The organism is Deltaproteobacteria bacterium, from assembly GCA_016875395.1.
GTDB lineage: Bacteria > Myxococcota_A > UBA9160 > UBA9160 > UBA6930 > VGRF01.
This window is the reverse complement of the sequence record VGRF01000014.1, coordinates 74,988-101,134: the sequence shown is the minus strand read 5'-3', so window position 1 is coordinate 101,134 and position 26,147 is coordinate 74,988. Positions and strand designations below refer to the sequence as shown.

The 26,147-nt window shown below is 71.5% G+C and carries 25 protein-coding genes and 1 riboswitch; of the genes, 14 read left to right on the top strand and 11 right to left on the bottom strand.

Translation table 11 applies throughout. The annotated features are described in order from the left end of the window. Nucleotides 1-23: 23 nt before the first annotated feature. Together FJ091_12550 and FJ091_12545 are read left to right on the top strand one after the other, a co-directional pair. On the top strand, nt 24-434 hold the full coding sequence (locus FJ091_12550) for a nuclear transport factor 2 family protein (protein MBM4384183.1): 411 nt from the start codon (nt 24-26) through the stop codon (nt 432-434). Next, nucleotides 431-1,039 (top strand): SMI1/KNR4 family protein, encoded by a 609-nt coding sequence (locus FJ091_12545; GenBank protein ID MBM4384182.1) that lies wholly within the window; start codon nt 431-433, stop codon nt 1,037-1,039. Before FJ091_12550 ends, FJ091_12545 begins: the two co-directional genes overlap by 4 nt. On the opposite strand, the gene FJ091_12540 is transcribed toward FJ091_12545, so the two are convergent. From FJ091_12540 to FJ091_12515, 6 genes are all read right to left on the bottom strand, one after another. Further along, nucleotides 1,036-2,103, bottom strand: a complete 1,068-nt coding sequence (locus tag FJ091_12540; protein MBM4384181.1) for an HlyC/CorC family transporter — start codon at nt 2,101-2,103, stop codon at nt 1,036-1,038. The two genes, FJ091_12545 and FJ091_12540, sit on opposite strands and share 4 nt — an antisense overlap. Nucleotides 2,104-2,154: 51 nt before the next feature. After that, a complete protein-coding gene (locus FJ091_12535) occupies nt 2,155-2,568 on the bottom strand; it encodes a VOC family protein (protein ID MBM4384180.1) in 414 nt (137 codons plus the stop codon). Next, a complete protein-coding gene (locus FJ091_12530; protein ID MBM4384179.1) occupies nt 2,561-3,457 on the bottom strand; it encodes an SDR family oxidoreductase in 897 nt (298 codons plus the stop codon). Before FJ091_12530 ends, FJ091_12535 begins: the two co-directional genes overlap by 8 nt. Next, nucleotides 3,454-4,248 carry a Rieske (2Fe-2S) protein gene (locus FJ091_12525; protein MBM4384178.1) on the bottom strand — a complete coding sequence of 265 codons (795 nt, stop codon included), beginning with the start codon at nt 4,246-4,248 and terminating at the stop codon, nt 3,454-3,456. The genes FJ091_12530 and FJ091_12525 overlap by 4 nt, the downstream gene beginning before the upstream one ends. Before the next feature lie 4 nt (nt 4,249-4,252). Further along, nucleotides 4,253-5,518: an alpha/beta hydrolase gene (locus tag FJ091_12520; GenBank protein MBM4384177.1), complete on the bottom strand. Its 1,266-nt coding sequence runs from the start codon at nt 5,516-5,518 to the stop codon at nt 4,253-4,255. A 104-nt stretch (nt 5,519-5,622) separates the two neighbouring features. Then, nucleotides 5,623-7,167 carry an AMP-binding protein gene (locus FJ091_12515; GenBank protein ID MBM4384176.1) on the bottom strand — a complete coding sequence of 515 codons (1,545 nt, stop codon included), beginning with the start codon at nt 7,165-7,167 and terminating at the stop codon, nt 5,623-5,625. A gap of 117 nt (nt 7,168-7,284) precedes the next feature. On the opposite strand from FJ091_12515, the gene FJ091_12510 reads away from it, so the two are divergent. Genes FJ091_12510 through FJ091_12500 form a run of 3 tightly spaced genes read left to right on the top strand, consistent with a single transcriptional unit; the run spans nt 7,285 to nt 9,267 of the window. Next, entirely contained in the window at nt 7,285-7,866 is a 582-nt protein-coding gene (locus FJ091_12510; GenBank protein ID MBM4384175.1) for a tRNA-(ms[2]io[6]A)-hydroxylase, read from the top strand. Nucleotides 7,867-7,874: 8 nt separating this feature from the next. Beyond that, nucleotides 7,875-8,747 (top strand): alpha/beta fold hydrolase, encoded by an 873-nt coding sequence (locus FJ091_12505; protein MBM4384174.1) that lies wholly within the window; start codon nt 7,875-7,877, stop codon nt 8,745-8,747. Between the two features lie 25 nt (nt 8,748-8,772). Continuing rightward, on the top strand, nt 8,773-9,267 hold the full coding sequence (locus tag FJ091_12500; protein ID MBM4384173.1) for a hypothetical protein: 495 nt from the start codon (nt 8,773-8,775) through the stop codon (nt 9,265-9,267). On the opposite strand, the gene FJ091_12495 is transcribed toward FJ091_12500, so the two are convergent. Together FJ091_12495 and FJ091_12490 are read right to left on the bottom strand one after the other, a co-directional pair. Beyond that, the gene (locus FJ091_12495; protein ID MBM4384172.1) at nt 9,264-9,638 is read right to left on the bottom strand and encodes an energy transducer TonB; all 375 of its coding nucleotides are present in this window, start codon (nt 9,636-9,638) and stop codon (nt 9,264-9,266) included. The two genes, FJ091_12500 and FJ091_12495, sit on opposite strands and share 4 nt — an antisense overlap. Further along, on the bottom strand, nt 9,635-11,704 hold the full coding sequence (locus FJ091_12490; protein ID MBM4384171.1) for a TonB-dependent receptor: 2,070 nt from the start codon (nt 11,702-11,704) through the stop codon (nt 9,635-9,637). Before FJ091_12490 ends, FJ091_12495 begins: the two co-directional genes overlap by 4 nt. Before the next feature lie 104 nt (nt 11,705-11,808). After that, nucleotides 11,809-12,001: riboswitch (cobalamin riboswitch) on the bottom strand. A gap of 163 nt (nt 12,002-12,164) precedes the next feature. Between FJ091_12490 and FJ091_12485 the strand changes: the two genes are divergently transcribed. After that, nucleotides 12,165-13,622 carry an MMPL family transporter gene (locus FJ091_12485; GenBank protein MBM4384170.1) on the top strand — a complete coding sequence of 486 codons (1,458 nt, stop codon included), beginning with the start codon at nt 12,165-12,167 and terminating at the stop codon, nt 13,620-13,622. 27 nt (nt 13,623-13,649) lie between these two features. Beyond that, on the top strand, nt 13,650-14,384 hold the full coding sequence (locus FJ091_12480) for an MMPL family transporter (protein ID MBM4384169.1): 735 nt from the start codon (nt 13,650-13,652) through the stop codon (nt 14,382-14,384). 141 nt (nt 14,385-14,525) lie between these two features. On the opposite strand, the gene FJ091_12475 is transcribed toward FJ091_12480, so the two are convergent. Then, a complete protein-coding gene (locus FJ091_12475; GenBank protein ID MBM4384168.1) occupies nt 14,526-15,617 on the bottom strand; it encodes an aminotransferase class V-fold PLP-dependent enzyme in 1,092 nt (363 codons plus the stop codon). 64 nt (nt 15,618-15,681) lie between these two features. Here FJ091_12475 and FJ091_12470 point away from each other — a divergent pair, with 64 nt between their 5' ends. The 7 genes from FJ091_12470 (at nt 15,682) to FJ091_12440 (ending at nt 23,012) form a co-directional block, all read left to right on the top strand. Further along, the gene (locus FJ091_12470; protein MBM4384167.1) at nt 15,682-15,948 is read left to right on the top strand and encodes a hypothetical protein; all 267 of its coding nucleotides are present in this window, start codon (nt 15,682-15,684) and stop codon (nt 15,946-15,948) included. Then, entirely contained in the window at nt 15,945-17,087 is a 1,143-nt protein-coding gene (locus tag FJ091_12465) for a deoxyguanosinetriphosphate triphosphohydrolase (protein ID MBM4384166.1), read from the top strand. The genes FJ091_12470 and FJ091_12465 overlap by 4 nt, the downstream gene beginning before the upstream one ends. Before the next feature lie 118 nt (nt 17,088-17,205). Next, complete coding sequence (locus tag FJ091_12460) at nt 17,206-17,592, top strand: divalent-cation tolerance protein CutA (GenBank protein MBM4384165.1); 387 nt, start codon at nt 17,206-17,208, stop codon at nt 17,590-17,592. A gap of 7 nt (nt 17,593-17,599) precedes the next feature. Continuing rightward, the gene (locus FJ091_12455) at nt 17,600-18,766 is read left to right on the top strand and encodes a hypothetical protein (protein ID MBM4384164.1); all 1,167 of its coding nucleotides are present in this window, start codon (nt 17,600-17,602) and stop codon (nt 18,764-18,766) included. Nucleotides 18,767-18,768: 2 nt separating this feature from the next. Beyond that, entirely contained in the window at nt 18,769-19,071 is a 303-nt protein-coding gene (locus FJ091_12450) for a S24/S26 family peptidase (protein ID MBM4384163.1), read from the top strand. A gap of 164 nt (nt 19,072-19,235) precedes the next feature. Then, a complete protein-coding gene (locus FJ091_12445) occupies nt 19,236-22,142 on the top strand; it encodes a hypothetical protein (protein MBM4384162.1) in 2,907 nt (968 codons plus the stop codon). Between the two features lie 90 nt (nt 22,143-22,232). Continuing rightward, nucleotides 22,233-23,012, top strand: a complete 780-nt coding sequence (locus tag FJ091_12440) for a 7-carboxy-7-deazaguanine synthase QueE (protein MBM4384161.1) — start codon at nt 22,233-22,235, stop codon at nt 23,010-23,012. Nucleotides 23,013-23,019: 7 nt separating this feature from the next. On the opposite strand, the gene FJ091_12435 is transcribed toward FJ091_12440, so the two are convergent. Both FJ091_12435 and FJ091_12430 read right to left on the bottom strand, forming a co-directional pair. Next, nucleotides 23,020-25,104 (bottom strand): DUF3488 domain-containing protein, encoded by a 2,085-nt coding sequence (locus FJ091_12435; protein ID MBM4384160.1) that lies wholly within the window; start codon nt 25,102-25,104, stop codon nt 23,020-23,022. Continuing rightward, nucleotides 25,101-26,096: a DUF58 domain-containing protein gene (locus FJ091_12430; GenBank protein ID MBM4384159.1), complete on the bottom strand. Its 996-nt coding sequence runs from the start codon at nt 26,094-26,096 to the stop codon at nt 25,101-25,103. Before FJ091_12430 ends, FJ091_12435 begins: the two co-directional genes overlap by 4 nt. Nucleotides 26,097-26,147 lie beyond the last annotated feature (51 nt).

Genomic DNA, 26,147 nt, shown 5'->3' with positions numbered 1-26,147 from the left:
CTCGCCCTGCGGGAGAGGACGCGATGAGCGACGCGAACAAACAGTTGGTGCGCGACTACCTGCGCGCGATGGCGAGCGGCGATCCGAAGCTGCCGGAGCTCTTTACCGAGGACGTGACGTGGTGGGTGCCGCCGTCCTCACCGCTCGGCGGACTCAGGCAAGGCAAAGCCGCGGTGCTGGAGCTGATGGGCAGCGGCATCGGGCTCTACGACACGACGGTGCCGTTCGGAATCGAGGTCGAGGCGATCGTCGCGGACGAGGATTGGGTCGCGCTGCAGATGGTGATGACCGCGCGCACCGCGAGGGGCGCCGCGTATCGCAACTACTACCACTGGGCGTTCCGCATTCGCGGCGGCCGCATCTGCGCGGTGAAGGAGTACGTGGACACGCTCTACGCGCAGAAGATGTTGTTCGACGGGAAGGGACCCGAATGAGACTCCCCTCGCTCGACGCTGCCGTTCGCGAGCACGCGGGAGAGTTCATCTGCGAGCTAATCCGTTCTCCCGGGGAGACCAAGGTGGTCGCGTTCCACCACGAGGTCTCTCCTTCAGTGGGGTCCGGCGGTCTGCCTGACCTCGGAAGTCTGAGAGACTTCTACGACACGTTCGGCAGCGTCGAGTTCTACAGAGACGCGACCGACGATGTCGCTTTCCGCATCGCCAGTCCGGGAGAGTGGGACGAGCTCAAAGCTGAGTTTCGCGCGTGGTTTGAGGATGCTCCGGACCTGGCCGAGTTCGTCCCGCCTTGGGTAGGCGATTGTGTCGTCTTCGGAGAGCAACCCCGGACGGGCAACTATCTGCACCTCCCGACGACTGGCGCAGTCGCCGGTCGTGTCTTCCGCTTCGAGCACGACGGCTTCGACTTTCCCGAGATCGCGGACCACCTCATCGCGTTCGTCGAGCGTCTCCTCGAGCCCGATCACGAGATGCTGATGGAGATCGCGTCGCACAAGCGGTTCGTCACGGACGACGACTGGTCGGTGCAATGGTGGATGCGGGAGATGCGTGACAATCGCGGCCGCGTGATGCGCACCAGCTAACTCAGCTCCATCGGCGCCTGCGCTTCTTCCATGTCTTGCTCGTCCTCGATGGCGCCGACGATCTGCTCGAGCACGTCCTCGAGCGTGATGATGCCGAGCACCTTGCCTTCGGCGCCGCGCACGACGGCGAGGTGGCGGCGCTCGCGGCGGAACAGGCGCAGCGCGTCGGCGAGCGAGACGTCCGGCGCGATCTCTTGGTGCGGGCGCAGCGCGTCGTCGAGGATCACGAGCAGCGAGAGCGAGTGCAGGTAGAACACGTCCTTCGCGTGCAGCACGCCCACGATGTTGTCGAGCGTGCCGTCGTAGACGGGAAAGCGCGTGAAGCCCTCCTCGCGCACGAGGTCGAGCATGTCGTCCATCGCCATGTTGCGCGGGATCGCCTTCACCTGATCGCGAGGGATCAGCACGTCGGCCACGGTCTTGTCGGTGATGCGGAACAGGTTGCCGAGCATCTGTGCCGCGTCGCTGCGCAGCTGACCCGCGTCGCCGGCCTCGCGCACGAGCAGCGCGAGCTCGGCCACCGAGTGCGACTTCTCGCCGTGGCCCGCAGGCGGCACGCCGATCGCGCGCACGAGGAGGTTGCCCGCGCGGTTCATCACGCTGATCAGCGGGCGGAAGAGCGCGCCGAACAGCAACAGCGGGCGCGCGCAGATCAGCGCGACGGGGCCGGGGCGGTCGAGCGCGAGCGCCTTGGGTGCGAGCTCGCCCACGACGACGTGGAGGAACGTCACGAACGTGAAGGCGATGCCGATGGCGATCGCGTGCGCCGTGGCCTGAGAGTCCGCGCCGAGGTCGGCGACGAGCGGAGAGAGGAGGTCTGCGAGCGCCGGCTCCCCGAGGAATCCGAGGCCGATGCTCGCGAGCGTGATGCCGAGCTGCGTCGCCGCGATCGCGTCGTCGAGACGGTCGAGTGTGCGCGCGACCGAAGCGGCGCCGGGCACGCCTTCGCTCTTCCAAAGCTGCACCTGGCTGCGCCGCACCGCGACGAGCGCGAACTCGGTGGCGACGAAGTACGCGTTCAACAGGATCAGCGCGAAGATCGCGACGAGTCCGAGCCAGCTCATGCGAGTTCACGCGCGCGCATCGCGAGGACGTTAGCTGCGCAGGCTCGCGATTCAGCCGCGAAGCGTGGCGAGTCCGATCTCCTGGCCGTGCGACAGCTCGAGCGTGTGGTTGTCGGGGTCGCTGATCAGCGCCCAGTAGCCGACCGGCGGGCCTGAATCGGTCGGCCCCCACACGGGGCGCTGCTCCGCGCGCGCCTCCGCGACGAAGCGATCGACCTCGTCGCGCGAGGCGCAGCCGACGCCGAGATGCGCGATCGGCAGCAGCGGCGCGGCGACCTTGTCGGCCTGGATCAGCACGATCACGAACGGGCGCGTGCCGTCCGTGAGCCACACCACCTCACGCCCGTCGCTCGCGTCGACCCGCTGATGCACGACGCGCATCGCCGCGTACTTCGCGTAGAAGGCGACGCTCGCGGCGATGTTCGTGACGGGCAGCGCGACGTGCGTGAGCCCTCGGTCAGTCATCCAGCGTGCCGCGCTGCGCCGCCTCGAAGCGCTCCGCGCCGATCGCGCCGCGTGCGATTTCGTCGAGCGCCGGGAACGCGCGCAGCGAGTGGCCGCCGTCGATCGTGAGATTCTGTCCCGTGATCCAGCGCGACTCGGGGCCTACCAGGAAGCGGATCGCGTCGGCGACTTCGCCGGGCTCGCCGAGGTGGTTCAGCGGCTGCTGCGCGAGGAACTGCCCCAACAAGTGCGGCGTGGACGCGAGGAACTCGGTGCCGTCCGTGCGCGTGATGCCGGGGCGAATCGAGTTGACGCGCACGCCGAGGTGGCCGAGCTCGTCGGCCGCGACGCGCGCGAGGTAGTCGACCGCGGCTTTCGCGGCGCCGTAGCCGCCGAGGTAGCGGTTCGAGAACGCCGCGGAGTTCGAGGACATCAGCACGATCGAGCCGCCGCCGCTGCGTGCGATCGCGCGGCCGCCGTACTTCACCGCGAAGAACGCCGGCATCGCGTTGGCCTCGAGGTCGCCGCGGAACGCGGCGTCGTCCATCGCGAGCAGCGGCGAGAACGTGCCCGCGCCGGGAATGCACACGAGCGCGTGGAGGCCACCGCCGTCCGCGACGAAGTCGACGGCGCGCCGCACCTGCTTCGCATTCGCGCCGTTGCAGAGAATCGCGTCGAGGGAGGCGCCGGGGACTTCGCGCTCGAGCGCGACGAGGGCGTCCTGCAGCACGGGCTTGCGGCGCGCGGAAATCACGACGTGCGCGCCGTGGGCGGCGACGAGGCGCGCGGTGGCGAAGCCAATGCCGCGGCTTCCGCCGATCACGAGGATGCGTTTTCCGAAGAGGGGGCCTTCGATCGAGGCTGCCGTCGCGACGGACCTCGGTTTGCGCGGGTTGTTACGGCTCGTCACGAGATCACCAGCCAGGCTTCGCCGCGCTCCGTCACGCGCACCTCTGCGCGCGCCGGCATACGGCAACGTTGTGCGGCGGGCCCGCGCCCGCTCGCGAGGTCGAAGCGATAGCCGTGCCACGGGCACATCACCGCGTTCTCTTCGATGCGCGCGCTCGCGAGCGAGGCGCCCCAGTGCGGACACGCGACGGCGTGCGCGACGAGGCGGCCCGCGTGCTCGCGCACGAGCCAGGCGTCTCCGGCGACGTCCACCGCGAGGGGCAGCTGCGCGCGCAGTGCATCGGCGCGGCCTAACAGCTTCGGCGCGCGCGCGCCTGGGCGCGGCGGGCGCGGCGCGACACCATCCAGGAACGCCTGCCGGTGCTGCATCATCGCCTCGTCCTCGTCCCAGAGCCGCGTGTAGAGCTGCACGAAGGCTGCGCCGAGCTTGCTCACCGCGTCAGCCGGAACGTTCGGCGCGAGAAACGCCACCGCGATGTCGGTGGCGTGTGCGCCGACTTCGGTGACGCGCGTGAAGATGTCGGTGCCGGCGCCCGGGCCGCCGACCGTGCGCGAGTGATAGGAGCGGCGATCGGACTCGAGGCTCAGCTCGAGCGCGATCTCGCCGCCGTTCGCGAGGCCGATCTGCGCGCGCCAGCCGTTCGCATCGGCGCGCGCGCAGCGAATGCTGCGGAACGAGGCGGCGTGCAGAGTCGGGAGGTGCTCCCAGTCATGCACGTTTTCCCACACGCGCTCGGCCGAGGCGCGCACGCGGCGCGAGTAGGTCGCGACCTCGCTGAGCGCGGCGCTCATCGCGTCACGCCTTGCGCCGCAGCCACGCGATCACCTCCTCGATCGCGCCGTCGCGGCCCTGGTCGGCGGGGAAGCCGTAGTGGTCGCCCGGCACCGCGCGGCGCGTCACGTCCTTCGAGGCGAGGCTGTTCGCGATGAGGTCGGTGTCGCTCGGGAAGATCGCGTTGTCGCCGTCGTACTGAACGACGAGCGCGGGCAGCGTCATGCGCGCGCCGGTGTGCGCGATCTCCGCTCGCGACGTGTTGCCCGACCACGTCGAGAGCCAGGCTTCGGGCGAGACGACGCGCGAGAAGCCGACCGCGCCGTAGTTGATGATGTCGGGCCGGCGTCCCCAGAGTGAGCCGTAGTCGCGCCGCGAGGGATCGATCGAGAGATCGACATAACGCGGATCGGCGTCCGTGCGATAGAGCAGCATGAAGTCGGTGATCGTGGCAGCACGCCGATCCGCGACGGAGCCTGTCTTCGCGGCGCGCTCGCGCGCGGCGGACTTCGCGGCGAGGCGCGTGCGCGCGATGGCATCGATGCGTGCGACGCGGGCCTGCTGCGCTGCGCGGTAGCGGGCGAGGAACTCGCGCGAGTAGGCGCTCGACAGCGGAGGCGCCGCGAAGCCGTTCGCGGGCTCGTACATGTCGAGCTCGGCGTCGCACGAGAGCGCGTTGCCCTCCTCCACGAGCGACGGATCGATCGCGTGCAGCAGGTAGTGCCCCTCGCCGGGGTGCGCGGCGACGTACGCCATCAAGTCCGCGCGGGGCATCTCGAACTGGTTGAGGTCGAGTGCCTCGCCCCAAGGCAGGTCGCGCAGGCGCGCGCCGCTCGGGGCGAGCGCTTGGCTCAGGTAGAACGTGTAGAGCGAGCCGCCGCCGGAATTGCCTAACAAGACCACGCGCGAGAAGCGCGAGCGCGCGAACTTCACGCCCTCGGCCACGTCGAGCAGCACGCGCTCGTGCACGAGCGTCGAGTCGTTGTTCAGCCAGCGCGAGTTCTGGCACAGCACAGCGAAGCCCGCGTCGACGAGGCCCGGCACCGCGTAGTGCCGCGAGAAGTTCGCGCGCGGGTGCATGAGGCACACCACGGTGTCCTCGCCGCCACGCGAGTAGAGCCAGCCGTGCGAGATCGCGCGATCGGGCGTCGCGAGCTTCACCGGCTCGCAGCGCGTGCCGGTTGGCGGCGAGCGATGCCACTCCGCCACCTCGAAGGCGTTGTCGTACCGACCGACCTTGGTGACTCCGCTCGGCTTCGCCTCGCTGCGCGCTTCGCTCTTGCTCGTCAAGGCATTCACCTCTCGTTCGGGCTGCGCTCCGCTTGCGGTCGCGACGACCTCGGCGCTCGGTCGCTACACAGAGGCTCCGGCTCCGCGCGCGTGGGAACGCGGCGTCACACGATCCGGCTCGTCTTGTTCCCCCAGTAGCGATCCTTGATCAAGCGCTTGTAGAGCTTGCCGGTCGGGTGGCGCGGCAGCTCCTCCATGAAGTCGACGCTGCGCGGGCACTTCACGTGGCTGATGCGCGCCTTGCACCACTCGATCAGCTCGCGCTCGAGCTCGGGCCCCGCGAGCGCCATCGAGACGGGCTGCACGACGGCCTTCACCTCTTCGCCGAAGTCCTCGTTCGGGACGCCCACCACCGCGCAGTCCGTCACTTTCGGGTGGCCGATCAGGCAGTTCTCGGTCTCTTGCGGGTAGATGTTCACTCCGCCCGAGATGATCATGAACGCCTTGCGATCTGTTAGGTAGAGCCAGCCCTCCGGGTCGACGTAACCGACGTCGCCGAGCGTGGTCCAGCCCTGCGGGCTGCGCGCGCTCGCCGTCTTCGCCTCGTCCTTGTGGTACGAGTACTTCGCAGCGCTCTCGAAGAAGATCGTGCCGACTTCGCCCGCAGGCTGTTCCTTGAACTCGTCGTCGAGGATGTGGAGCTTCGCATTGAGCGCGCGGCCAACCGAGCCGCGGTGCTGCAGCCACTCCTCGCTGTTGATCGCGACGAAGCCTTGGCCCTCGGTGCCGGCGTAGTACTCGAACAGAACGGGCCCCCACCACGCGATCATCTTCTCCTTCACCTCGACGGGGCACGGCGCGGCGGCGTGAATCGCGATCCGGAGGCTCGACACGTCGTACTTCGCGCGCACCTCCTCGGGCAGCTTGCACATGCGCACGAACATCGTCGGCACCCACTGCGAGTGCGTCACGCGGTGCTTCTCGATCAGCGCGAGCGCCTGCTCGGCGTCGAAGTGCTCCATCACCACGACCGTCCCGCCCACGCGCAGCATCGACATGGTGAAGCCGAGCGGCGCGGAGTGATAGAGCGGAGCAGGCGAGAGGTAGATCGTGCTGGGCGAGGCCCTGTAGAGCCCAGTGATCAGGGAGAGCAGGCCGGGCAGGGGCTGCCCGATCGGCACGTCGGGGAGCGGGTGCTTCACGCCCTTGGGCCGGCCCGTCGTGCCCGACGAGTAGAGCATCGGCGCGCCTTCGCTCTCGTCCGCGATCTTCGTCTTCGGCTGCGCAGCCCGCGCCTCCTCCCAGCGCGTGCAGCCCGGCGCGTCGCCGTTCACCGCGTAGCGCGCGATCAGCTTCGGGCACTTCCCGACCAGCTCGCCCGCCAGCTCCGCCTTCTCGCGCGACGTGATGAACACCCGCGCGTCGCAGTCGTCGATGATGTACTCGACCTCGGGGCCCGTGAGCCGCGAGCTGACCGCGGTGTAGTAGATGCCCGCGCGCTGCGCGGCCCACGCGATCGCGTGGTAGTGCGCGTTGTTCTCCATGCAGATCGCGATGTGGTCGCCGCGCCGGAGGCCGAGGCTCCGTAACAAGTGCGCGCCCTGGTTCGAGCGCTCGTCGAGCTGGCGATAGGTCACGACCTCACCGCTGCCCGCCATGATCACGGCGGGCTTGTCCGGGAACGTCTGCGAGTGAATGCCGGGGTACATCGCGATCTCCGAGTGGTCGCGGCGCGGGCGCGCGCGAAGGCCAGAGGGGTAGCGCAGCGATCGCCGAGATCGTGAGCACCCGCGCGCACTTGCGAGCGGTCCTTTAGGATGGGCGCGATGCGGCTGATCGCTTCGCAGACCGAGCCCGGCTGGGCGGCCCACGCCCTCGCGCACCTCGACGAGGTGCTCGTCGATCACGCGCACCTCGAGCGCAAAGCCGCCGGCACGGCGCTGCGCCTCTTGTTCCAGTACCCCGATCGCCTCGCGCTGCAGGCGCCCCTCGCGGCGCTCGCGCGCGAGGAGCTCGCGCACTTCGAGGAAGTGCTCGCGCACCTCGCGCGGCGTGGCGTCGCGTTCGGGCGCCAGCAGCCGAGCCAATACGCGGGCCGCCTGCGCGCCGCGGCGCGTTCGCGCGATCCCGAGCGCCTCGTCGATACGCTGCTCTTCTGCGCGCTGATCGAGTCGCGCAGCTGCGAGCGCCTCGGGCTGCTGGCGGAAGCGCTTGCCTCGCTCGACGCTGACCTCGCGCGCTTCTATGCCGGCCTCGAGCGCGCCGAGGCGCGACACCAAAATGTGTACGTCGAGCTCGCGGAGACCGTGGCGGCGCGCGACGACGTGCGCGCGCGGCTCGCCGAGCTCGCGAAGCACGAAGCCGACGTGGTCGCCTCGCTGCCGCGCGCGCCGCGGCTGCACAGCTGAGCCGCGCGATGAGCAGAAGCGTGCGCGTCCGCGGCATCGACATCTTCGTCGAGGAACACGGGGCCGCGCGCAGCGAGCCGCGGGCGAGCGAAGTGGATGCGGAGCGGCCGCTCGTGCTCGTGCACGGCTTCACCGGCTTCCGCCAAGACTTCGCGCCCGCGATCGAGCCGCTGCTCCCCGCGGCGGGCCGCATCGTCACGCTCGATCTGCGCGGCCACGGCGCCAGCACCAACAGCGGCGTCGAGGCGCACTACACGCTCGACGCGCTCGCCGCGGATGTCGCCGCCACGCTCGCAGCGCTCGGCATCGCGCGCTGCGATCTGTTAGGACACTCGATGGGCGGGATGCTCGCGCAGCGCGTTGCGCTCGCGGCGCCGGAGCGCGTCGCTTCGCTCGTCTTGCTCAGCACGAGCGCAGAGCCGCTCGCGTGGATCAACGAAGACATGCTCGCGCTCGCGGCGCGCATCGGGCGCGAGCAAGGCATGGCGAAGGTGGCCGAGATCCAGCGCGCGATGGCGCCGAGCGACAAGTCGCGCAGCGAGCCCGATCGCAGGCTCGAGCGCGAGTGGGGTGCGGAGCGCTTCTGGGCGTGGCGCAGCGCACGGGTCGCCGCGATGGACCCGGTGGCGTACCCCGCGCTCGGGCGCGCGATGAAGTACGCCGCAGACTTTCGCGCGCAGCTCGCGGGCATCGCGTGCCCCACGACCGTGATCGTCGGCGCGCTCGACGCCGAGTTCGTGGCGCCGAGCGCGCGCATCGCGGAGGCGATTCGCGGCGCGCGGCACATCGTGTTGCCCGAAGCCGCGCACCAGCCGCAGCTCGAAGCGCCGGAGGCGTTCGCGGCTGCGATGCGAGCGCATCTCGCCGGAGCGCGCGGGTAAACGCTCGCGCAGGAAGGAGCGAACGATGAGCCCGTTCGACACGCTGAGCACACTCGCGCAGCTCTCGATCGCGCTGGCCGGTTTCTCGAGCGTGACCGTCGTGTTTCGGCGCAGCGGCGCGCAGGGCGCCTGGCTCCAGGAGGACGTGTTTCGCTTCAAGTTGATGCTTCGGTTCAGCTTGCTCGCAGGGCTCCTCGCCATGATCCCCGCCGTCGCCAGCAACGGGGCCGCGGCTGCCAACGCCTTCCCGCCAGCGCTGAACGTGCTCTCGGCGGTCACCGTGGCGGTCGTGTTCATCCTGGCGCGACGCGAGGGAAGCGGGTTGGCGAGGCGACTGGATCGAGGCGTGTTCGCACTGAATCTCGCGTCGATCGCTGCGGCGGTTGGGCTCCAGCTGCTCGGGGCGCTGCGCGTCGTCGATGGCGCGAGCGCATACATCGCGGGCGTCGCGATTCTCGCGAGCATTGCAGGGCTGATGTTCTATCGCCTGACCACGATCCCACTCGACGAGGGCCGCTAGCGCCGCGCGAGCTCGAACCTCACCGGAATGCGCACCCAGCCGTAGAGCTGCGGCAGCGTGAGTGCGTCGCGTGCGGCCTGCAGCGCGGCGCCGTCGAGCAGCTGCGAGCCGCTGCTCTCGACCGTAACAACGTCTGCAGCGCGCCCGGCTGGATCGATGCGGAACTGGATGCGCGCCACGCCCTGAATGCCGCGCTCGCGCGCAGCCGGCGGATACACGACGGCGGCCTGCACCCGTTCGCGAATCTGCTCGAGGCGCACCTCCGGGTTCGGCGGTGCGGCGACGAGGTCGACTTCACCCGCGCGCACGCCTGCACCCGCGCTTGCAACCGCGAGGGCGAGCGCGGCGAGCGTGCGCGCGGTGCGGGTCATCGCTCGAACCGAATGCGCGCACCCACGGACCAATTCGCCTGCGCGGCAGGGTAGAAGCGCGTCGCAGGCGGGAACGAGAAGATCGAGTAGCCCGCGAAGTCCGCGTAGTCGCTGCCGGTGAGATTGCGCCCGTTCGCTTCGAGCGTGAACGCGAGCCCCGGCGCGAGATCGCGCGTGTAGGCGAGGTGCGCGTCGAGCGTGGCGTAGCCGTCCAGGTCGGCGACGGAGCCGAGCGGATCGTTCGCGACGCGGCGATCGCCCACGAAGGTGCCCGCGAGGCGCGCCTCGATGCCGAGCGGCAGCTCGGCTTCGAGTGCGAGCTGCCCGCGATTCTTCGGCGTGATGGGCAACTGCTCGCCCTCGAGCGAGCCCACGGAGTCGCGCGTGACCTTGACGTCGTCGCGCGTGTAGCTCGCGCTGGCGTGGAGCCAGTCGAGCAGGGCGACGCGCCCTGATAACTCGGCGCCTTCGTGCCTCACCTCGTCGAGGTTCACGTTCTGGCCGAAGCCGCTGAAGGGGTCGAAGAACATCTCGTCCTCGACCCACATCGCGTAAAGCGCGCCGCGCAGCTCGAAGCGCTCGCTGCGCCAGCTCGCGCCGGTTTCAACCGAGTGCGCACGCTCGGGGGAGAGCGTGGGCGAGAAGCCGAAGAACCCGAATGTCTCGTCCACGTTCGGGAAGCGGAAGCCGCGGCCGTAGCTCACGTAGGCGGAGCCGTTCTCATGGAAACGCCACGTGAGCGACGCGCGCGGTGACCAGAGCGCGTGCTCTTTGTCGAAGCGCGTTCCGGGGAACTGCGTGCTGCGGCCTTCGAGGTCGCTGCGATCGCGGCGCAGGCCGAAGGAGAGCAGCACGTCGTCGCGCAGCCACGACTCGGCCTGCACGAACACGCCACACACTCGGCGGCGCGCGTCGTTCTTCGCGAACGAGCTCGCGACGTCGATGTCGTCCTGACGAAGCTCGGCGCCGCCGAGCAGGCGCACGGACTTTCCGAGCACCTCGAGATCGCGGCTCAGCTGGAGGTCGACGCCGGCGCTGTCGTTGTCGGCCTCCGAGTCGAACGTGAAGAACGGGTTCTCGAAGTGATTGCGAGCCTTCGAGTGCCGGTAGTACGGCGTCGCTTGCATGCGCCACTCATACGGAAGCTCGAGGTCGAGCGCGCCGCGCACGAAGCCCTCGCGCTCGCGCGCGAAGTCGAGCGTGGTCGGGTCCGTGCTGCGGGGATCGGTGCCTGCGTCGAGCGCGCCGGGCCGCGAGCGCTCCGAGGACGCGTAGCCCGCGGAGAGTCCCAGCTCGCCGCCGTCCGCGAGCTCCCAGGCGACATCGACGCCCGCGCGCTTGTTGTTGAGATCGGAGCGCGCGCGGTAGCCGCTCGTGTCGTCGAACGCTGCGCTCGCGCCGACGCGCAGCGCGCCGAAGCGCTGCGACACGAGCGCAGAGGCGCGCTCGGCATCGAAGCTCGCGCGCTCCGCGGATAGCGCCGCGAGCGTGCCGCCCTCGGCCGACGCGCCGCGCGTGAAGATCGCGATCACGCCGCCGAGCGCGTTGTCACCGTAGGCGGCGGAGCCGGTGCCGCGGATCACCTCGACGCGCTCGATCTGGTCGAGGCCGAGGAACGTCCAGTCGACGCAGCCCGAGTCTGGCTCGTTGGCGCGCCGGCCGTCCACCAGCACGAGCGTGCGGCAGCCGCTGCCCGCGCCGTTCAGGAAGCCGCGCGCCTCGACCGTGTAGCCCTCGGCGTTCGTGGTGGTGTTCGAGACGCCGATGCCGGCCTCGCCCCGTAACAACTCAGGCAGGCTCGCCGCGCCGCTGCGCTCGATCGCCGCGCGATCGAGCACCGTCACGTGCGCGGGCACGTCGAGCAGATTGCGCTCGCCGCGCGTGGCCACCACCGAGACTTCACCCGCGTCGCGAATGATCGTGGGCGGGGCGGGCGGCTCGGCCTGCTCGGCGCCCGCGAACAGCGGGCAAGCGAGCGCGAGCAGGAGGGCGAACGAACGAGAGGGAAGGCCGCTCGTGCGCGCGCAGACTTTGCGCGCAACTCGAGCGACGGGTGCCGGCGTCATCGTGGACTCCTCGCACCCTTCGCGAGATGTCCGGGGATGACAGGGGCGCGCGCTTTCGCGATCGGCCGGTCGTCATCGCACCGCTCTCTTTCGCGAAGAGCAGTTGCTGATTCCGCCGCCCGGGCAGGTCTCCTGGCTCTCGGATCCATGCGTTCGCGACGCCTTCCCAGCCCGTGGGCCAGTGGCAGATGTCGCGAAAGCTCCCCGATCACAGTGGCGCGACCGCGGCCGATTCTCACGGCCTTCCCTCGAAGCCCCGCTCACCTTGAGCGGTGCACCCGAGCAGCGCGGGCGAGTTTGCAGCGCGATGCGCGCGTGGTCAACCGCGCGCGAGCGCGGGCGAACGTTTCGGCCGGGCCTTTTTGTATCAGCGCCACTTTGGCCGGGCCGATTCGTTCGCGGGCCGAGTCGCGCGGCGCGGTCGCGTCGCCGGTAGCCTGCGCGCGGCACTGGGGGGTGCATGCGCTCGGACGCCTCGCTCGATTCGCCCTACGCGCGCTTCGGCGCCGCGCTCGCCCGTCTGCGCTTCGCGGTGATCGCGCTGTTCGCAGCGCTGCTCGCGGTCGCCGCGATCTACGGCTCGAGCGCCGCGGATCACCTCCCCGCCGGCGGCTTCGAGGTGCCGGGCAGCGAGAGCGATCTCGCGGTGAAGGAGGCCGAGCGCCGCTTCGGCATCGGCGCGCCCGACGTGCTCGTGCTCTACCGCGACGCGACGAGCGACGTGCGCGATCCGCTCTTCGGCTCGCTCATTCTGGATCTGCTGGAAGTCGTGTTCGAGGACGACGGCGTCGTGGGCGCGACGACTTATTGGGACACGAGCCAGGAGTCGCTCGTCTCGCACGACGCGCACGAGACGCTCGTGATCGTCTCGCTCGGCGGCACCAACGCGCACAAGCTCGCCACGCTGAAACGCATCGAGCCGCTGCTGCGCGAGGTGGAGGAGCCGATCGAGGTCGCGATCGGCGGCCACGTCGCGGCGTCGATCCTCGCGCAGAGCACCGCGAAGGTGGATCTCGCGAAGGCCGAGGCGTTCGCGCTGCCCGTCGCGCTCGTGCTCACCCTGCTGTTCTTCCGCAGCGTCGTCGCGGCGCTGTTGCCGATCCTGATCGGCGGCTTCGCGATGGCGGCCTGCGCAGCACTGGCGCGCTTCGGCTCGAACTTCATGGACATCTCGATCTTCGCGCTCAACGTCGCCGCGTTCCTCGGCCTCGGGCTCTCGATCGACTACGCCTTGTTATTGGTGCAGCGCTACCGCGAGGAAGCCGGGAAGGGCCTCGCGCCGAGCGAAGCCGTCGCGACCACGCTCGACACCGCCGGCCGCGCGATCTTCGTATCGGGCCTGACAGTCGTCGTGAGCCTCGCCGTGCTGATCCCCGTGCCCGTGCCGATCCTGCGCAGCATCGCGATCGGCGGCGCGCTGGCGGTGGTCGCCTCGCTGCTCGGCGCGCTCGTGTTGCTGCCCGCGCTGCTCGCCTGGCTCGGCCCGCGCGTGAACAAGTGGGCGATCGGCCGCGCGCCCGAGCGCACCGAGCCCGGCGTGTGGTGGCGCCGGATCGGCGGCTTCTCGATGCGGCACCCCGTCGTGACCGTGCTCGGCTGCCTCGTCGCGCTGGCCGCCTTCGCGAGCCCGGTGCTGCACATGCAGAGCGCCGTGCCCGACACGCGCATGTTCGCGAGCGACAGCGAGGTGCGGCGCGTCGACAAAGCGCTCGGCGACGCGAGCCGCTTCGATCCCGGTGGTGCTTCGATCATGCAGGTCGTCGCGACCGCACCGGGCGATCCGCTGGCCCCTGACAACCTGCGCCTCCTGCGCGCCTACGCCGCGCGCATCGCCGCGGTCCCCGGCGTGACCGAAGTGCGCACGCCGCTGAACGACCTCGATCCCGACGCGCTCACCGAGGCCGAGATCCGCGCCTAGGCCGCCGCCGATCCGCTCGCGACGCGCGTGCGCCGCACGCTCCACGAGGACACCGCGCTGCTCGTCGCGGGCAACTCCCACCCGTGGCGCTCGCTCGCCGCGTCCGGCGTGCTCGACTCGGTGCGCGCCGTGCCGCACCCCGGTCTCGAGTCGAAGGTGGGCGGCGCGACTGCGCAAATGAACGACCTCAAGGCGATCATGAAAGAGTGGGGCCTCGGCGCCGCCGCGCTCGTCCTGCTCTGGAACTTCCTCGTGTTGTTGTTCGCCTTCCGCTCCGTGTTCGTCCCGCTGAAGGCGACGCTCATGAACATCCTCTCGCTCTCGGCGAGCTACGGCCTGCTCGTCTGGGTCTTCCAAGACGGAAACTTGTCAGGCCTGCTGAACTTCGAACCGCTCGAAGGCATCGACCCAACGATCCCGGTGATCCTCTTCGCCGTCGTGTTCGGCCTCTCGATGGACTACGAAGTCTTCCTGCTCTCGCGCATCCGCGAAGAATGGCTGCGCTCGCGCGACAACCGCGAGAGCGTGCTCCACGGCATCGAGCACACGGGCCGCATCATCACGAGCGCCGCGCTGATCCTGATCGTCGTGATCGGCGCCTTCGCCGCCGGCGACCTCGTCTACGTAAAGCAAGTCGGCGTCGGCATCGCCGCCGCCGTCGCCCTCGACGTCACGCTCGTGCGCGCGCTGCTCGTGCCCGCAACGATGCAGCTGATGCGGGAGTGGAACTGGTGGGCGCCGGGGTGGCTCAAAGCCAAGTGAGGAGGCGCCGGTTCGCGTGCGTTTCCGGGCAACGTGCGTCGCACTGATCGCGGGGCTCGGAATCGCGGCACGCGCGTACTCCGACCCGAGCTGCGATCTCGGGTGTGTGCAGGCGGACGCCTCGATTGGTGGGGGGCTTGACTAAGCCAACGCCTCGACGAGTCGCCTCACATTCTCCTCTCTCGCATTCTCCCCCATCAGCCCCACGCGCCACACCGTGCCCGCCAGCTTCCCGAGCCCGCCGCCCACTTCGATGTTGTGCTCGTCGAGCAGCTTGCGGCGCACCTTCGCTTCGCCCGCGGCGACGATGCGCTCGGAGAGGCGCAGCGTTGTTAGGGAGGGGAGGCGCACTTCTTCGGCGACGAGCGGCGTGAAGCCGAGCGGGGCGAGCTGCTCGATCAGGGACTGCGCGGCGGCGCGGTGGCGGGCGGCGCGGGCGTCCATGCCTTCTTCTTCGACGATGCGCAGCGCTTCGGCAATCGCGTAGATCATCGAGATCGGCGCGGTGTGGTGGTAGACGCGCTCGCCGCCGTAGTAACGCGCGAGCATCGAGACATCGAGGTACCAGCTCTGAACTTTCGTCTTGCGCGCGAGCACGGTCTCGACGGCGCGCGGCGAGAACGTGACGGGGCTGAGGCCCGGTGGGCACGAGAGGCACTTCTGCGTGCCGCTGTAGGCGGCGTCGATGCCCCACGCGTCGAGCGTGACGGGGATGCCGCCGAGGCTCGTGACGCAGTCGAGGATCACGAGCGCGCCGACCGACTTCGCAGCCCGCGCGATCGCCTCGACCGGCTGCAGCACGCCCGTGCTCGTCTCGGCGTGCACGAACGCGACCGCTTTCGGCCGCACGTGCGCGATCGCGCTCGCCATCGCTTGCGACGAGAGTGCGCTGCCCCACTCGGCGTCGACGCGCGTGACGCGCGCGCCCGCGCGAGCCGCGACGTCGCACATGCGCTCGCCGAACACGCCCGCGACGCCGACCACGATCGCGTCGCCGGGCTCGAGCAGGTTCACGAGGCACGCTTCCATGCCCGCGGAGCCGGTCGCGCTGAGCGGGAGCGTGAGTGCGTTCTGCGTGCCGAACAGGCGTCGCAGCCGCTCCTGCACCTCGTCCATCAGCGTTAAGAACTGGGGGTCGAGGTGGCCCACGAGTGGCGTCGCGAGGGCCGCGAGCACGCGCGGGTGGGCGTTCGAGGGACCGGGGCCTAACAGCAGTCGCGGGGTGATGGGCATGGCGGCGGATGGTAAACGTGAGCCGCGCGTGCGGCACAAGGCGAAACGCGCGAAGGGGGTTGGCGTGGCGAAAGGCGTGAAGACGTCGCTCGCGGTGCGCGGCGCCGCGTTGCTCTTCGCTCTCGCCCTGGTCGCCCTCGCGGCGAAGCTGTGGCTCGATCCCGCACAGGAAGCGCCACTGCCGGAAGCCGGCGAAGCGGTCGTGGAGGAGGAAGAGGGCGCTGCCGCCATCTCCGCGGAGCCGCCGCCGCCGGATTACGAGGAGACCCCCCCCGAAGACCGCGAGGCGATGCGCGAGTTGTTACGGAAGTCGCAGGAAGCGCCGGAGTGAACCCGCTCCGCACGCGCACGGACGCCGAGGCGGAGGAGCGCGCGCGGCTCGCGCCGTACGCGCAGAAGGCGGCGGATTCGCGCGGGCGCGTGCACGCGGAGCCGGAGCACGCGTACCGCACCGCGTTCGCGCGCGATCGCGATCGCGTCGTGCACAGCCGCGCGTTTCGGCGCCTCGAGTACAAGACGCAGGTGTTCGTGCCGCACGAGGGCGACCACTACCGCAACCGCCTCACGCACACGCTCGAAGGCGCGCAGATCGCGCGCACGCTCGCGCGTGCGCTGCGCCTCAACGAGGACCTCGCCGAGGCGATCGCGCTCGCGCACGACCTCGGGCATCCGCCCTTCGGCCACGCCGGCGAGCGCGTGCTCGACGAGCTGTTAGGGGAAGACGGCGGCTTCGATCACAACCGGCAGACCCTGCGCATCGTCGACTGGCTCGAGGATCGCTACCCCGCGTTCCGCGGCCTCAACCTCAGCGCCGAAACGCGCGAGGGAATCCTCAAGCACGGCGCGCACTGGCCGCATCCGGTGGCGCTGCCGCAGCGCGGCGCCCAGCCGTCGCTCGAAGCGCAGCTCGCGGACCTGAGCGACGAGATCGCGTACCTGAATCACGACCTCGACGACGGGCTGCGCTCGGGGTTGTTATTGCCCGCCATGCTCGACGAGGTGCCGCTCTGGCGCGCGGCATTCGCCGAGATGTCGCGAAGGCTCGCCGGCGCGAGCGAGTCCGTGATGCACGCGCAGACGATCGTCGCGCTGATCAATCAGCTCGTTACGGACGTGCTCGAAGAGTCCGCGCGCCGCATCGCCGCGAGCGCGTGTCAGAGTGCGGACGCAGTGCGCGCGCACAAGGACGCGCTCGTGCACGCGAGCCCCGGCGTCGCGCGCGAGCAGGCCACGCTGAAGCGCTTCCTCTACGAGTGCCTCTACCACCACCCGCGCGTGATCGCCTCGATGCAGCAGGCAGAAGGCACGCTCGGCGCGATCTACCGCGCCTATCGCCGCGACGCGGCGCTGCTGCCGCCGCAGGTGACGGCGCGCTTCGCCGAAGAAGGCGAGGCGCGCGCGATCGCGGACTACATCGCGGGCATGACCGACCGCTTCGCGACCGCGGAGCACGCGAGGATCCTGGCGTGAACGCGCTCGGCCGCGAGTTGCGTGAGACATTTCGGCCGGGCCGAAACGTCTCACGGGTGAGACGATTCGGCCCGGCCGAAATGTGTCGGCGCCGCCTTGCCGCGCGGCGGTTCCCCGCGTGACGCCTCGACGGCGCGGCGCCGCGCCTCGCCGCAGCCGCGAGCCCGGCGCGCGCGAAGCCGCAGCGGTACGCCTCTGCCTCGTCACCGCGCCCGACGCCGACACCGCGCAGCGCATCGCGCGGGCGCTGGTGGAGGAGCGGCTCGCGGCGTGCGTGAACGTCGTGCCGGGCGTGACCTCGATCTACCGCTGGCAGGGCGCGCTGCACAGCGACGCGGAGCAGCTGCTCGTCGTGAAGACGACCCGCGCGCGGCTGAAGGCTCTGGCGGAGCGCCTCGCGGTTCTGCATCCCTACGCGCTTCCCGAGCTCGTCGCACTCGCGCCGAGCGGCTGGAGCGCGCGGTACTTCGACTGGGTCCGCGCCGAAAGCGAACCCGAGAGGTGATCCCGAGATGAGTCTGGCTTCCGCGCTCGACGCCGCGGCGCGCGCGCTTCCCGAGTACGAAGACCTGATCCGCCCCGCGAACGGCGACTCGCTGCGCGTGCTCGCCGGCGCTTCGCCCGCTGCCGCGCAGAAGCTGCTCGGCTGGCTCTTGTCCGAGCATCCCGACGACGCGGACGAGCTCGTGAACGAGTGGCTGAGCGAGGAGGCCGGGCGCAGCGCGCTGTTTGGACTGAAGGAGGGCGCGCTCTCGAAGCCGGGCAAGAAGGCGCTGCGGCGTTGGCTGCATCGCCTGCGCTCTGCGGGCGACGCGGTGCCGAAGCCCGCCGCGCCCGCGCCGACGGTCGCGAAGCTCGCCAAAGTCGAGGAGGACGTGACGGGCGCGTACCTCTCGGCGATCGATGCGAGCGGCATCCGCATGGCGTACTTCCTCGAGCCGCATCCGCAGGGCGGGACGCGCGTGTTCGAGGTGGTGTTCGACGACGCGCACGGGATCCAGGGCTTTCGCGTGCTGCAGGCGACGCGCGGCAACGCACGGCGCTTCCTCGACGATCTCGCGCGCGAGAACAAGGGCAGCGCGGACGCGCTCGCCGCGGACAGCGTGCGCGCGGTCGTGGCGCGCGCGGCAGCGCGGCAGCCGAAGGATCGCCCGCTGCCGCGCGGCTTCGCGGAGTGGCGAAGCCGCGTCGCTGCGGCGCCAGAGGGCGCGCAGCTGCCCGGCGAGATCGCCGAGGCCGCGCTCGGCGCGAGCGTGGTCGCCGAGGACCTGCGCGCGGCGGTGAAGCTCGTCGAAGAGAGCAAGCTCGGACCGTGGCCGCCGCTGCGCGAAAAAGTGTTGCCGATCATCGAGCGCGTGCGCGCGGATCTCGCGAGTCCCCTCGCGCTCTCGGGTGCGACGAAGGCGGAGCGCCTCGACGGCCGGATCGAGGAAGCGCTCGCCGACCTCTACGACGCGGACGGCAGCGCGACGGCCGCGCACCGCTGCCGCGAGAGCGCCTTCTCGTTCTGGCGCGCGGGCGATGAACCCGCCGCGCGTGCGTGCCTCGCCGCCGCGCGCGAGTTCGCAAGCGCGAAGCCTGCCGACAACCCGGTCGCGCGCGCGCTCGCGGAGCGGCTGCTGCGCCCCGCGTTCGAGGCGCTCGCGCGCGAGGCGGAAGCGAGCGCGAAGCCGGCGTAGTCGTGGGCTGGGCAAGTGCGCACATCGCGAAGCTGCAGGCGGGCGAGCCCGTGCAATTCCGCCCCCGCGGCAATTCGATGTCGCCGCGCATCGAGTCCGGTCAGCTCTGCTTCGTCGAGCCCGTTGACCCGGCCAACCTCGCGGTCGGGGACATCGTGCTCTGCCGCGTGCGAAGCGCCGAGTACCTGCACTTCGTGAAGGCGATTCAGGGCGCGCGCTTCCAGATCGGGAACAACCGCGGCGGCATCAACGGTTGGATCGGCGCACGCGGCATCTTCGGCCGCCTCGTTCGCGTCGAGTCGTGACCCGGCCAAGGCACGCTCGGCAGCGACGTCAATTCGAATGGCCTTCGCTGTGGAACTTCCGCACTAGAGCCGCCGCGCCTTGTTTCCTCTCGCTGCGGCAGGTACTTACCCGCGCTCACTCCCCCTTTTGAGCGCAGGCGCGCCGCGCCGCGCGGGATGACGCCATGTTTGGATTTCGTGGGCGCTTCGGGCGCCGTCGCAGCAACTCGAACCGACCCTCCGCGATCGACGAGGCGTGGCTGCGCAAGCTCGCGGGCGTCCTGCCTGGCGACTCGGTGGCCCGCGTCTCGTGCGAGCAGGTCTCGGACACCTTCGCGCTGCTCGCCTCGGGGCGCGACGCGAACGGCACGCCCTGGCTCGCGGCGGTGAGTCCGCGCAGCGGGCTCGACGCGGCGCTTGCCGTGGCCGTCGCAGCGGGCCGTGGTGCATGCGACGCGGGCGCCGTGCTCTACGCCGCGTCGCCGGATTGGACGGGCGCCGCGCGCCGCCTCGCCGCGCAGGTGCGCGCGGCCGATGGTCGCGCGATCGCCCAGGCTGCGGTCGCGGCCGATGGCGACGCGCCCGAGGACGAGACTCCGGTGTTCGTGCCGGCGGAGCTCCTTGCGGCGGGCCTCGCGAGCGCGGAGGCGCGCGCCACGTTCGAGCGCGCGGCGGAGGGCCTGCGCGGCCTCGCGGCGAAGCACGGCGGGGCACTGCGCAGCGCGAACGGCGAGCTCGAGCTGGTCGTCGCGGCCTCCGCGATCGCGGCGCTGCGCGCTGAGGGCGAGCCGAGCCTCGAGATCCGCTGGCCCGATCGATCGCGGCACGCGCTCGGCGGAAGCCAGCTCGCGGACGCGCTCGATCGCCTCGAAGGTCAGGTCCGCAAGCGGCTCGGCGAGCGCGACGCGCGCGACGGTGAGGACGGCATGCGCGCGCGGCTCTCGCGCGCGTTCGCGGCGAGCGAGGCGCGGCGCTTCGCGGCGCTGTGGCCCTTCGGCGGCGCTGCGGAGCCAGTGGATGCCGTCGGCGTCGCCGACGACGGCGCCGTCGTGGTGCTCGCGGCGCGCGAGCGCGTGGGCTTGATCGAGGTCGCCGCGGTGATGCAGGCGAGCGCAGCGCTCGAGCCGGTGCTCCCGCATCTCACGCGCGATGTGGCGCCGCCCGTGCGCGTGCTCGAATCGCCGCGCGTGCTGCTCGCGGGGCTGAACTTGCTGCCCGCGGCAGAGGACGCCGCGCGCCTCGTGGGCAGCGCGCTCACGCTCGTGCGCGCGAGTGCGATCGAGGGGCCGTTCACGCCGATTGCGGCCAGTGCGCCTCCCGCCGCTGCGGCGAAGCCCGCACCTGCACCGGTGTTCGCGCCTCCCGCGAACGTGCCTTCGGCAGCCCCGCTCGCGACTGCGCCCGCTGCGGCCGCAGCTCCCGCCGGAGCGGCACCGTTCGTTTCGGGCGCGCCTGCGCCCGAGGGTGATCGCGACGAGAACGGCGAGGAAGGCCGCGGCGGGCGACGGCGCCGGCGGCGCGGCCGGCGGCGTGGTCGCGGCGACCGCCCCTTCGGCGACGAGCGCGATGCGCAGGGGGGCGACTCGTTCGAGGCTTCCGACGGCGACGACTTCGCGGGCGATGACGGCGCACCGGAGGAATCGGCGCCGGTCGCTGCCGCTCCGGCAGAAGCGCCGGCCAGCGGCGGGTTCGAGACGCTCTCGCTGCTCGATCTCGACGACGACGCGGGCTTTGGCGGAGAAGAGGCGCCCGCGGGCGACGGCGCGGAAGACGGCCGCGACGGGCGACGCCGGCGCCGGCGCGGTCGCGGCGGCCGCAGTCGCCGAGGCGGCGACGGCGAGCGCAGCGAAGGCGAAGACGAGGAGGAGCCCGCGGGCGCAGCGCGGGTCGCGGCCTCGGAAGACGAGGACGATCACGCCGAGCTGCCCGAGCTCGCGGAAGCGCCCGAGCTGAGCGCGGTCGACGTTCCCCGCTACGAGGACGAAGAGGAAGAGCCCGAGTCCGAGCTCGATCGCATTCGCCACGAGCGCGAGCGGCGGCGGCGTGAGCGCGCAGCTTCGGGCGAAGGCTCGGCTGCTCCGGTGGACGACGCCGGCGCCGCGGCGCCGGCCGAGCAGCGCGGCCTTCCGCGCGGGCGCGTCGCGATCGTGGCGCACGCCGATCGCGAGTCGATCGCGGCGGCGGTGCTGCTCGCGCGCGAGATGCGCCAGCTCGAGGGCATCTGGATCTATCCGCAGGAAGATCTGATGACGTTCTTCCGCGGCGTCGCGACCGACCTGCGCGAGGACACGCCGATCTACTTGTTAGGGTTCGCAGCGCGCCCGGCGCGCGACGCGCTGCAAGCCGCGAGTCTCTATCAGGGCCGGCTCGTGTGGTTCGATCATCACGAGTGGCCGCCGGAAGACTTGGGCGCGCTGAAGGGCTCGCTCGGCGACTTCGCGTTCGTGCACCCCGGCGGCGGCTCCGTGCTGCCGCTCGTGCTGCCGCACTGCGGCCGCCGCAGCCGCTTCTCGGACAAGCTCGTCGACCTCGTGACCGGCCGCTTCACCGCGCACGACTTCCAGCGCTGGGGCCGCCTCTGGTGGTGGCGGCTCGGTCAGCTCGCCGCGAAGAAGGGCGAGCGGCGCGCGGAGCTGAATCTGCTGATCGAGGGCCGTCCATCGGACCTCGCGCGCGAGGCCGAGCGCTGCGACGTGCCTGCGCCGCCGAGCGAGGTGGAGTGGGCCGCTGCGCGCGACTTCCGGATGGTGCACTTCGCCGGCATCGCGATGGTGATCGCCGAGGTGCCCGCGGAGCTCGATCTGCACATGAGCCTGCGCATCGCGCGCGAGCGCTTCGGCGCGCTGCTCGGCCTCGGCCGCCACGAAGGCGAGTCGACGTTCGTGCTGACTGCCGAGGACAGCGCCGGGCGCCGGCCCGTCGATGTCGCCGGCATGGCTGCGCACCTCGCCGAGAAGTTCTCGTGGGTCGAGGCGCTCCCCGACGACGATCACGTCGCGCGCTTCCACGTGAAGAACCTCGCGAGCGACCCCGCACGGCTCGAAGCGCTGATCGCCGAAATCGGGATGGGGCGCTCCATTCTGGAAGGCTGAAGCCGACTCCGCGCCTCTCCGAGCGGGGCGAAGTGTCATGCGAGCGTCAGACTCCTCCATCACGTTGCGCCTCAGGTTGGCGCGGGCGGTATGAGCGGCACCGCGAACCTCGTCGAGATGTTCTCCTCGATTCAGGGCGAAGGCCCGTTCGCGGGGCTCTCGACGCTGTTCATCCGCTTCGGTGGCTGCGACCTGCGCTGCAGCTGGTGCGACACGCCGCACACGTGGCGGCCCGCGGCGCAGGCGCGCATCGAGACGGCGCGCGGCGGCGGAGAGTTCGCGGTGCGCGCGAATCCGTTGCCGGTCGCGCAGATCGTCGCAGCGGCGGAGTCATTAGGGGCGGCACGACATCGGCAGGTGAGCCTCACCGGCGGCGAGCCGCTGCTGCAACCGGAGGCGATCGCCGAGGTCGCGCGAGCGCTGCACGGGCGCGGGCCGCAGATTCTGCTCGAGACGCACGGGCTGCACGCGGACTCGCTCGAGCGAGCGCTCGCGTGGATCGACGTCGTCTCGATGGACTGGAAGCTCGCGAGCGACGTGCGCCGCGAGGGCGCGCCCACGACTGCCCCGCGCGAACAGTTCCACGACGCGCACGAGCGCTTCCTCGCCGTCGCGAAGCGAGCGCCGCACGTCGTGGTGAAGCTCGTGATCACCCGCGCGAGCGAGGACGCCGAGATCGAGGAGGCGCTCGCGCGCATCGCGCGCACGCACCCTGCAGCGTGCGTCGTGCTGCAACCCGTCACGCCGACCGGCGCGGTGAAGGATGGTGTTGCGAGCGCGCGCATGCTCGCGCTCGGCCGCCGCGCGGAGGAGTTGCTGCGCGAGGTGCGCGTGATGCCGCAGCTGCACCCCGTGATGGGCGTGCGCTAGCGGCGGCCTAAGCGCTCCGCTTCGCGAGCAGGCTCTCGCGCAGCCGCGTCAGCGCCTGGTCCGTGCTCGCGGCGCGCGCGCCGCCGAAGCGCTCCGCGAGGTACGCCTCGGTGATCGCCGCGAACGCGTCGGCGCCTTCGCGCGGGATGCGCGCCGCGACTTCGCCGGCGAAGGCTCGCGCACTCGTCGCGTCGCCGCGCGTGAGGCCGCGGCGGCGTAACAACCGGAGCGCGCGCGCGTAGTCGCGCGGCAGGGACGCGGCGCGCTGCGCCGGCCAGCGCGCGCGCAGCTTCCAGATCGCCGCTGCCGCGAGCGCGCCGGCCGCGATCCACTTCCACGGGAGCCCGCTCGGCTCGCGCGAGCCCTCCGCCGGCACCGTCTCGGCGCCGCGTGGATCGCTGCGGTGCTCGCTGCGCCACTCGTTCCAGCGCATCCACAGCGCGCGCAGCGCGCGCGCTTGATGCCCGCGGTCGAAGTCGACGACGTTGCGGAACCACCAGAGCTCGAGCGCGGAGGCGAGATCGGCGAGCGAGCCGGGGCGGGCGTCGTCTGCGCTCGCGAGACGCTGTGCCGCGGGCGTCGGATCCGCGGGCACCCAGCCCGCGCGCTCGAAGTACACCTCGACCCAGGCGTGCGCGTCGGAGTTGGTCACCTCGACGAACCCGCCGAGCGCATTCTCGTGGCCGCCGGCGTATCCGTTCACGATGCGCGCGGGAATGCCGAGGCTCCGTAACAACACGGCGTGCGCGCTGGCGAAGTACTCGCAGTGGCCCTCGGTGCGCTCGAGCAGGAACTGCTCGACGGGGCTCACGCCCTCGCGGATCGGCGGGGGCGAGGTCGTGTAGACGCCGCGCTGCTGGAGCCAGCGCGCGAGCAGCGCCACGCGCTCGGCGTCGCTCTGCGCGCCGGCGGTGATTTCGCGGGCGAGCGCGCCGATGCGCGGATCGAGCGCGGGCAGCTGCACGTACTTCGCCGCGGCGTCGGCAGGCGCGGCGGCGCGATCCCCCGCGAGATCGGGCGCCTCCGGCCGCGTCACGACTTCGTAGATCACGCGTCTTGCGGTCGTGGCCGGCGCGATCAGCGAGCCGTTGGAGTCGCGCGTGAGCCGGCCGGTCGCGCCGCGCAGCAGCGTGGGTCGGCCCGCGGTGAACAGAACGCCCGGCGTGACCTGCTCGCGCGCGATGCGCTGCACGACGCGCGCGCCGCGCCGCGGGCCTCCGAGATCGATGCCGAAGTCGGCGTCGCCGAGCACTGGCTTCGGCACGGGATCGGCCACGCTCCAGCCCCGCCCGTCGAACGTGTCGAACGCGAGCCCGCGCCAATAGCGCTCCTCGGGAGCGAGCCGCGCGCCCTCGAGCGTCTCGACGCGCAGCGCGACGCTGCGGTCCTCGTCGATCTTTCCGGCGTGGCCGAGCTCGATGCGATCGGAGAAGCCCGCGGACGCCTCACCGCCACCGAACGCGCTGTGGAAGATCGCGCCGGAGCGAATGCGCGGGAGAAGCGGGAACAGGAGCGCGGAGAACGCGACCGAGCCGAGGCTTGCGATCAGGGTCGTACGCCAGAGACCGACGGTGAAGATGCGCTGCGCCGCTGCGAGCTCGCCGGACTCGATCGCCTCCGCGCGCAGCGTGTGCACCACGAGCGTCCACACGCAGCACACGGTGAACGCCACGAGCAGCAGCGGGTACCACGCGCTGTCGGTGAGGTTCGCGCCGATCGTCACCTGAAACACCGCGAGTGCGACGAGCAGGAACTCGCTCGGGCGCGGGCGCGCGTCGAGCAGCTGCAGCGCTTGAGCGAGCACCGCGAAGTGCGCGAGCGCGACGATCGGGAGCGCGCCGGTCCCCCAGAGCGCGACGCCGGCGCTGACGCACGCGATCAGCCCCGCATTGAGAAGCCACGGGTTCAGCCGCCAGCGCGCAGGCGGATCGCCGCGCAGGGCGATGTAGGCGAGCACGAGCGCGGAGCCGCCGAGGGCCCACGACGCGATCTGGCCGGAGATTGCCAGCGTGGCCGTGGCGAGCGCGACCATCGCGGTCGCCGCGGGCGGACGCGGCAGCGCGACGGGAACGCGGAACTCGCGGCGGCTCACGGCGCGGGCTCCGCTTCCGGCGCGGCGGTCGCGAGATAGCCGAGCAGCAGCGCACGCTGACGGGCGCCGCTTCCCGCGAGGAACGCGGTGTCGTCCGTTCGCAGCGAGACGCGCCGGCCGTCCGCGAGATGCACTGCGACCTCGGAGGCGACGCGCCGAACCTCGCGCTCGAAAGCGTCACCGGGCTTCGCGCCGCGTGTCGCGAGGCGCAGCGTGACCTCGTGCTGCTGCTCCTGCTCCGGCTCGCGCACGAGCAGCTCGTCGCGCCTCAGCGAGGCGCGCCAGTGCACGCGCCGCAGCGAATCGCCGCGGGCGTACTCGCGCAGCCCCGACGCTTCGGCCGAGGCGCCACCGCGCGCGCCCGCGCGCTCCGCCTCGCGCGGCTGTCCGCCGCGCACGCCGCGCACGTCGACCGGATCGAGCGCGGGAAACACGACGATCTCGCCCGTGAGGTCGAGCCACATCGCCTTCGAGAACAGCCCGAACGGGAAACGCGTCGCGACGCGCACGCCCGTGAACTCGAGCAGGCCGCGCGTCGCAGGCAGGAACGTGTAGCTGCGCTGCTCGCGCTCACCGGGGCCGACGCGCAGCGCGAAGGCGCGGCCCGTGACGACGCGTTCGTCGCCGGCGATGCGCACGCAGTCCTCGACGACGATCGCGAACGAGAGAATGCGGGTTTGGCCGTTCGTGATCTCGAGCGCGACTTGACCGGGCCGCTCCGCCACGAGCTCCGCCGGGAGAATTCGGCGCACGCGAATTCCGCGCAGCGCGGACTCGGAGAAGACGCCCGAGAGCACGAGGAACGAGAGCAGCAGCGTGTGGATCATGTAGAGCAGGTTGTTGCCCGTGTTCAGCGCGGCGAGTCCCACTCCGAACGTGAACGCGAAGAACACCCAGCCCGCGCGCGTCGGCCGCAGCGTGCGCGGCAGGCCCCTGCGAAGGCCGCGCGCCTTCGCCGCGCGGCGCTCGGCCCGCGTCGGCGAAGCCGGCACCCGGGCGCTTGCGGGGGAGCGCCGTGCGACCGCTCGCGGCAATCGCGTCTT

What these genes read in the sequence shown, in the direction of transcription:
- FJ091_12550 (MBM4384183.1), top strand. Translation starts at nt 24, where the DNA reads ATGAGCGACGCGAACAAACAGTTGGTGCGCGACTACCTGCGCGCGATG.
- FJ091_12545 (MBM4384182.1), top strand. Translation starts at nt 431, where the DNA reads ATGAGACTCCCCTCGCTCGACGCTGCCGTTCGCGAGCACGCGGGAGAG.
- FJ091_12540 (MBM4384181.1), bottom strand. Translation starts at nt 2,103, where the DNA reads ATGAGCTGGCTCGGACTCGTCGCGATCTTCGCGCTGATCCTGTTGAAC.
- FJ091_12535 (MBM4384180.1), bottom strand. Translation starts at nt 2,568, where the DNA reads ATGACTGACCGAGGGCTCACGCACGTCGCGCTGCCCGTCACGAACATC.
- FJ091_12525 (MBM4384178.1), bottom strand. Translation starts at nt 4,248, where the DNA reads ATGAGCGCCGCGCTCAGCGAGGTCGCGACCTACTCGCGCCGCGTGCGC.
- FJ091_12515 (MBM4384176.1), bottom strand. Translation starts at nt 7,167, where the DNA reads ATGTACCCCGGCATTCACTCGCAGACGTTCCCGGACAAGCCCGCCGTG.
- FJ091_12510 (MBM4384175.1), top strand. Translation starts at nt 7,285, where the DNA reads ATGCGGCTGATCGCTTCGCAGACCGAGCCCGGCTGGGCGGCCCACGCC.
- FJ091_12505 (MBM4384174.1), top strand. Translation starts at nt 7,875, where the DNA reads ATGAGCAGAAGCGTGCGCGTCCGCGGCATCGACATCTTCGTCGAGGAA.
- FJ091_12500 (MBM4384173.1), top strand. Translation starts at nt 8,773, where the DNA reads ATGAGCCCGTTCGACACGCTGAGCACACTCGCGCAGCTCTCGATCGCG.
- FJ091_12495 (MBM4384172.1), bottom strand. Translation starts at nt 9,638, where the DNA reads ATGACCCGCACCGCGCGCACGCTCGCCGCGCTCGCCCTCGCGGTTGCA.
- FJ091_12490 (MBM4384171.1), bottom strand. Translation starts at nt 11,704, where the DNA reads ATGACGCCGGCACCCGTCGCTCGAGTTGCGCGCAAAGTCTGCGCGCGC.
- FJ091_12485 (MBM4384170.1), top strand. Translation starts at nt 12,165, where the DNA reads ATGCGCTCGGACGCCTCGCTCGATTCGCCCTACGCGCGCTTCGGCGCC.
- FJ091_12475 (MBM4384168.1), bottom strand. Translation starts at nt 15,617, where the DNA reads ATGCCCATCACCCCGCGACTGCTGTTAGGCCCCGGTCCCTCGAACGCC.
- FJ091_12455 (MBM4384164.1), top strand. Translation starts at nt 17,600, where the DNA reads ATGAGTCTGGCTTCCGCGCTCGACGCCGCGGCGCGCGCGCTTCCCGAG.
- FJ091_12445 (MBM4384162.1), top strand. Translation starts at nt 19,236, where the DNA reads ATGTTTGGATTTCGTGGGCGCTTCGGGCGCCGTCGCAGCAACTCGAAC.
- FJ091_12440 (MBM4384161.1), top strand. Translation starts at nt 22,233, where the DNA reads ATGAGCGGCACCGCGAACCTCGTCGAGATGTTCTCCTCGATTCAGGGC.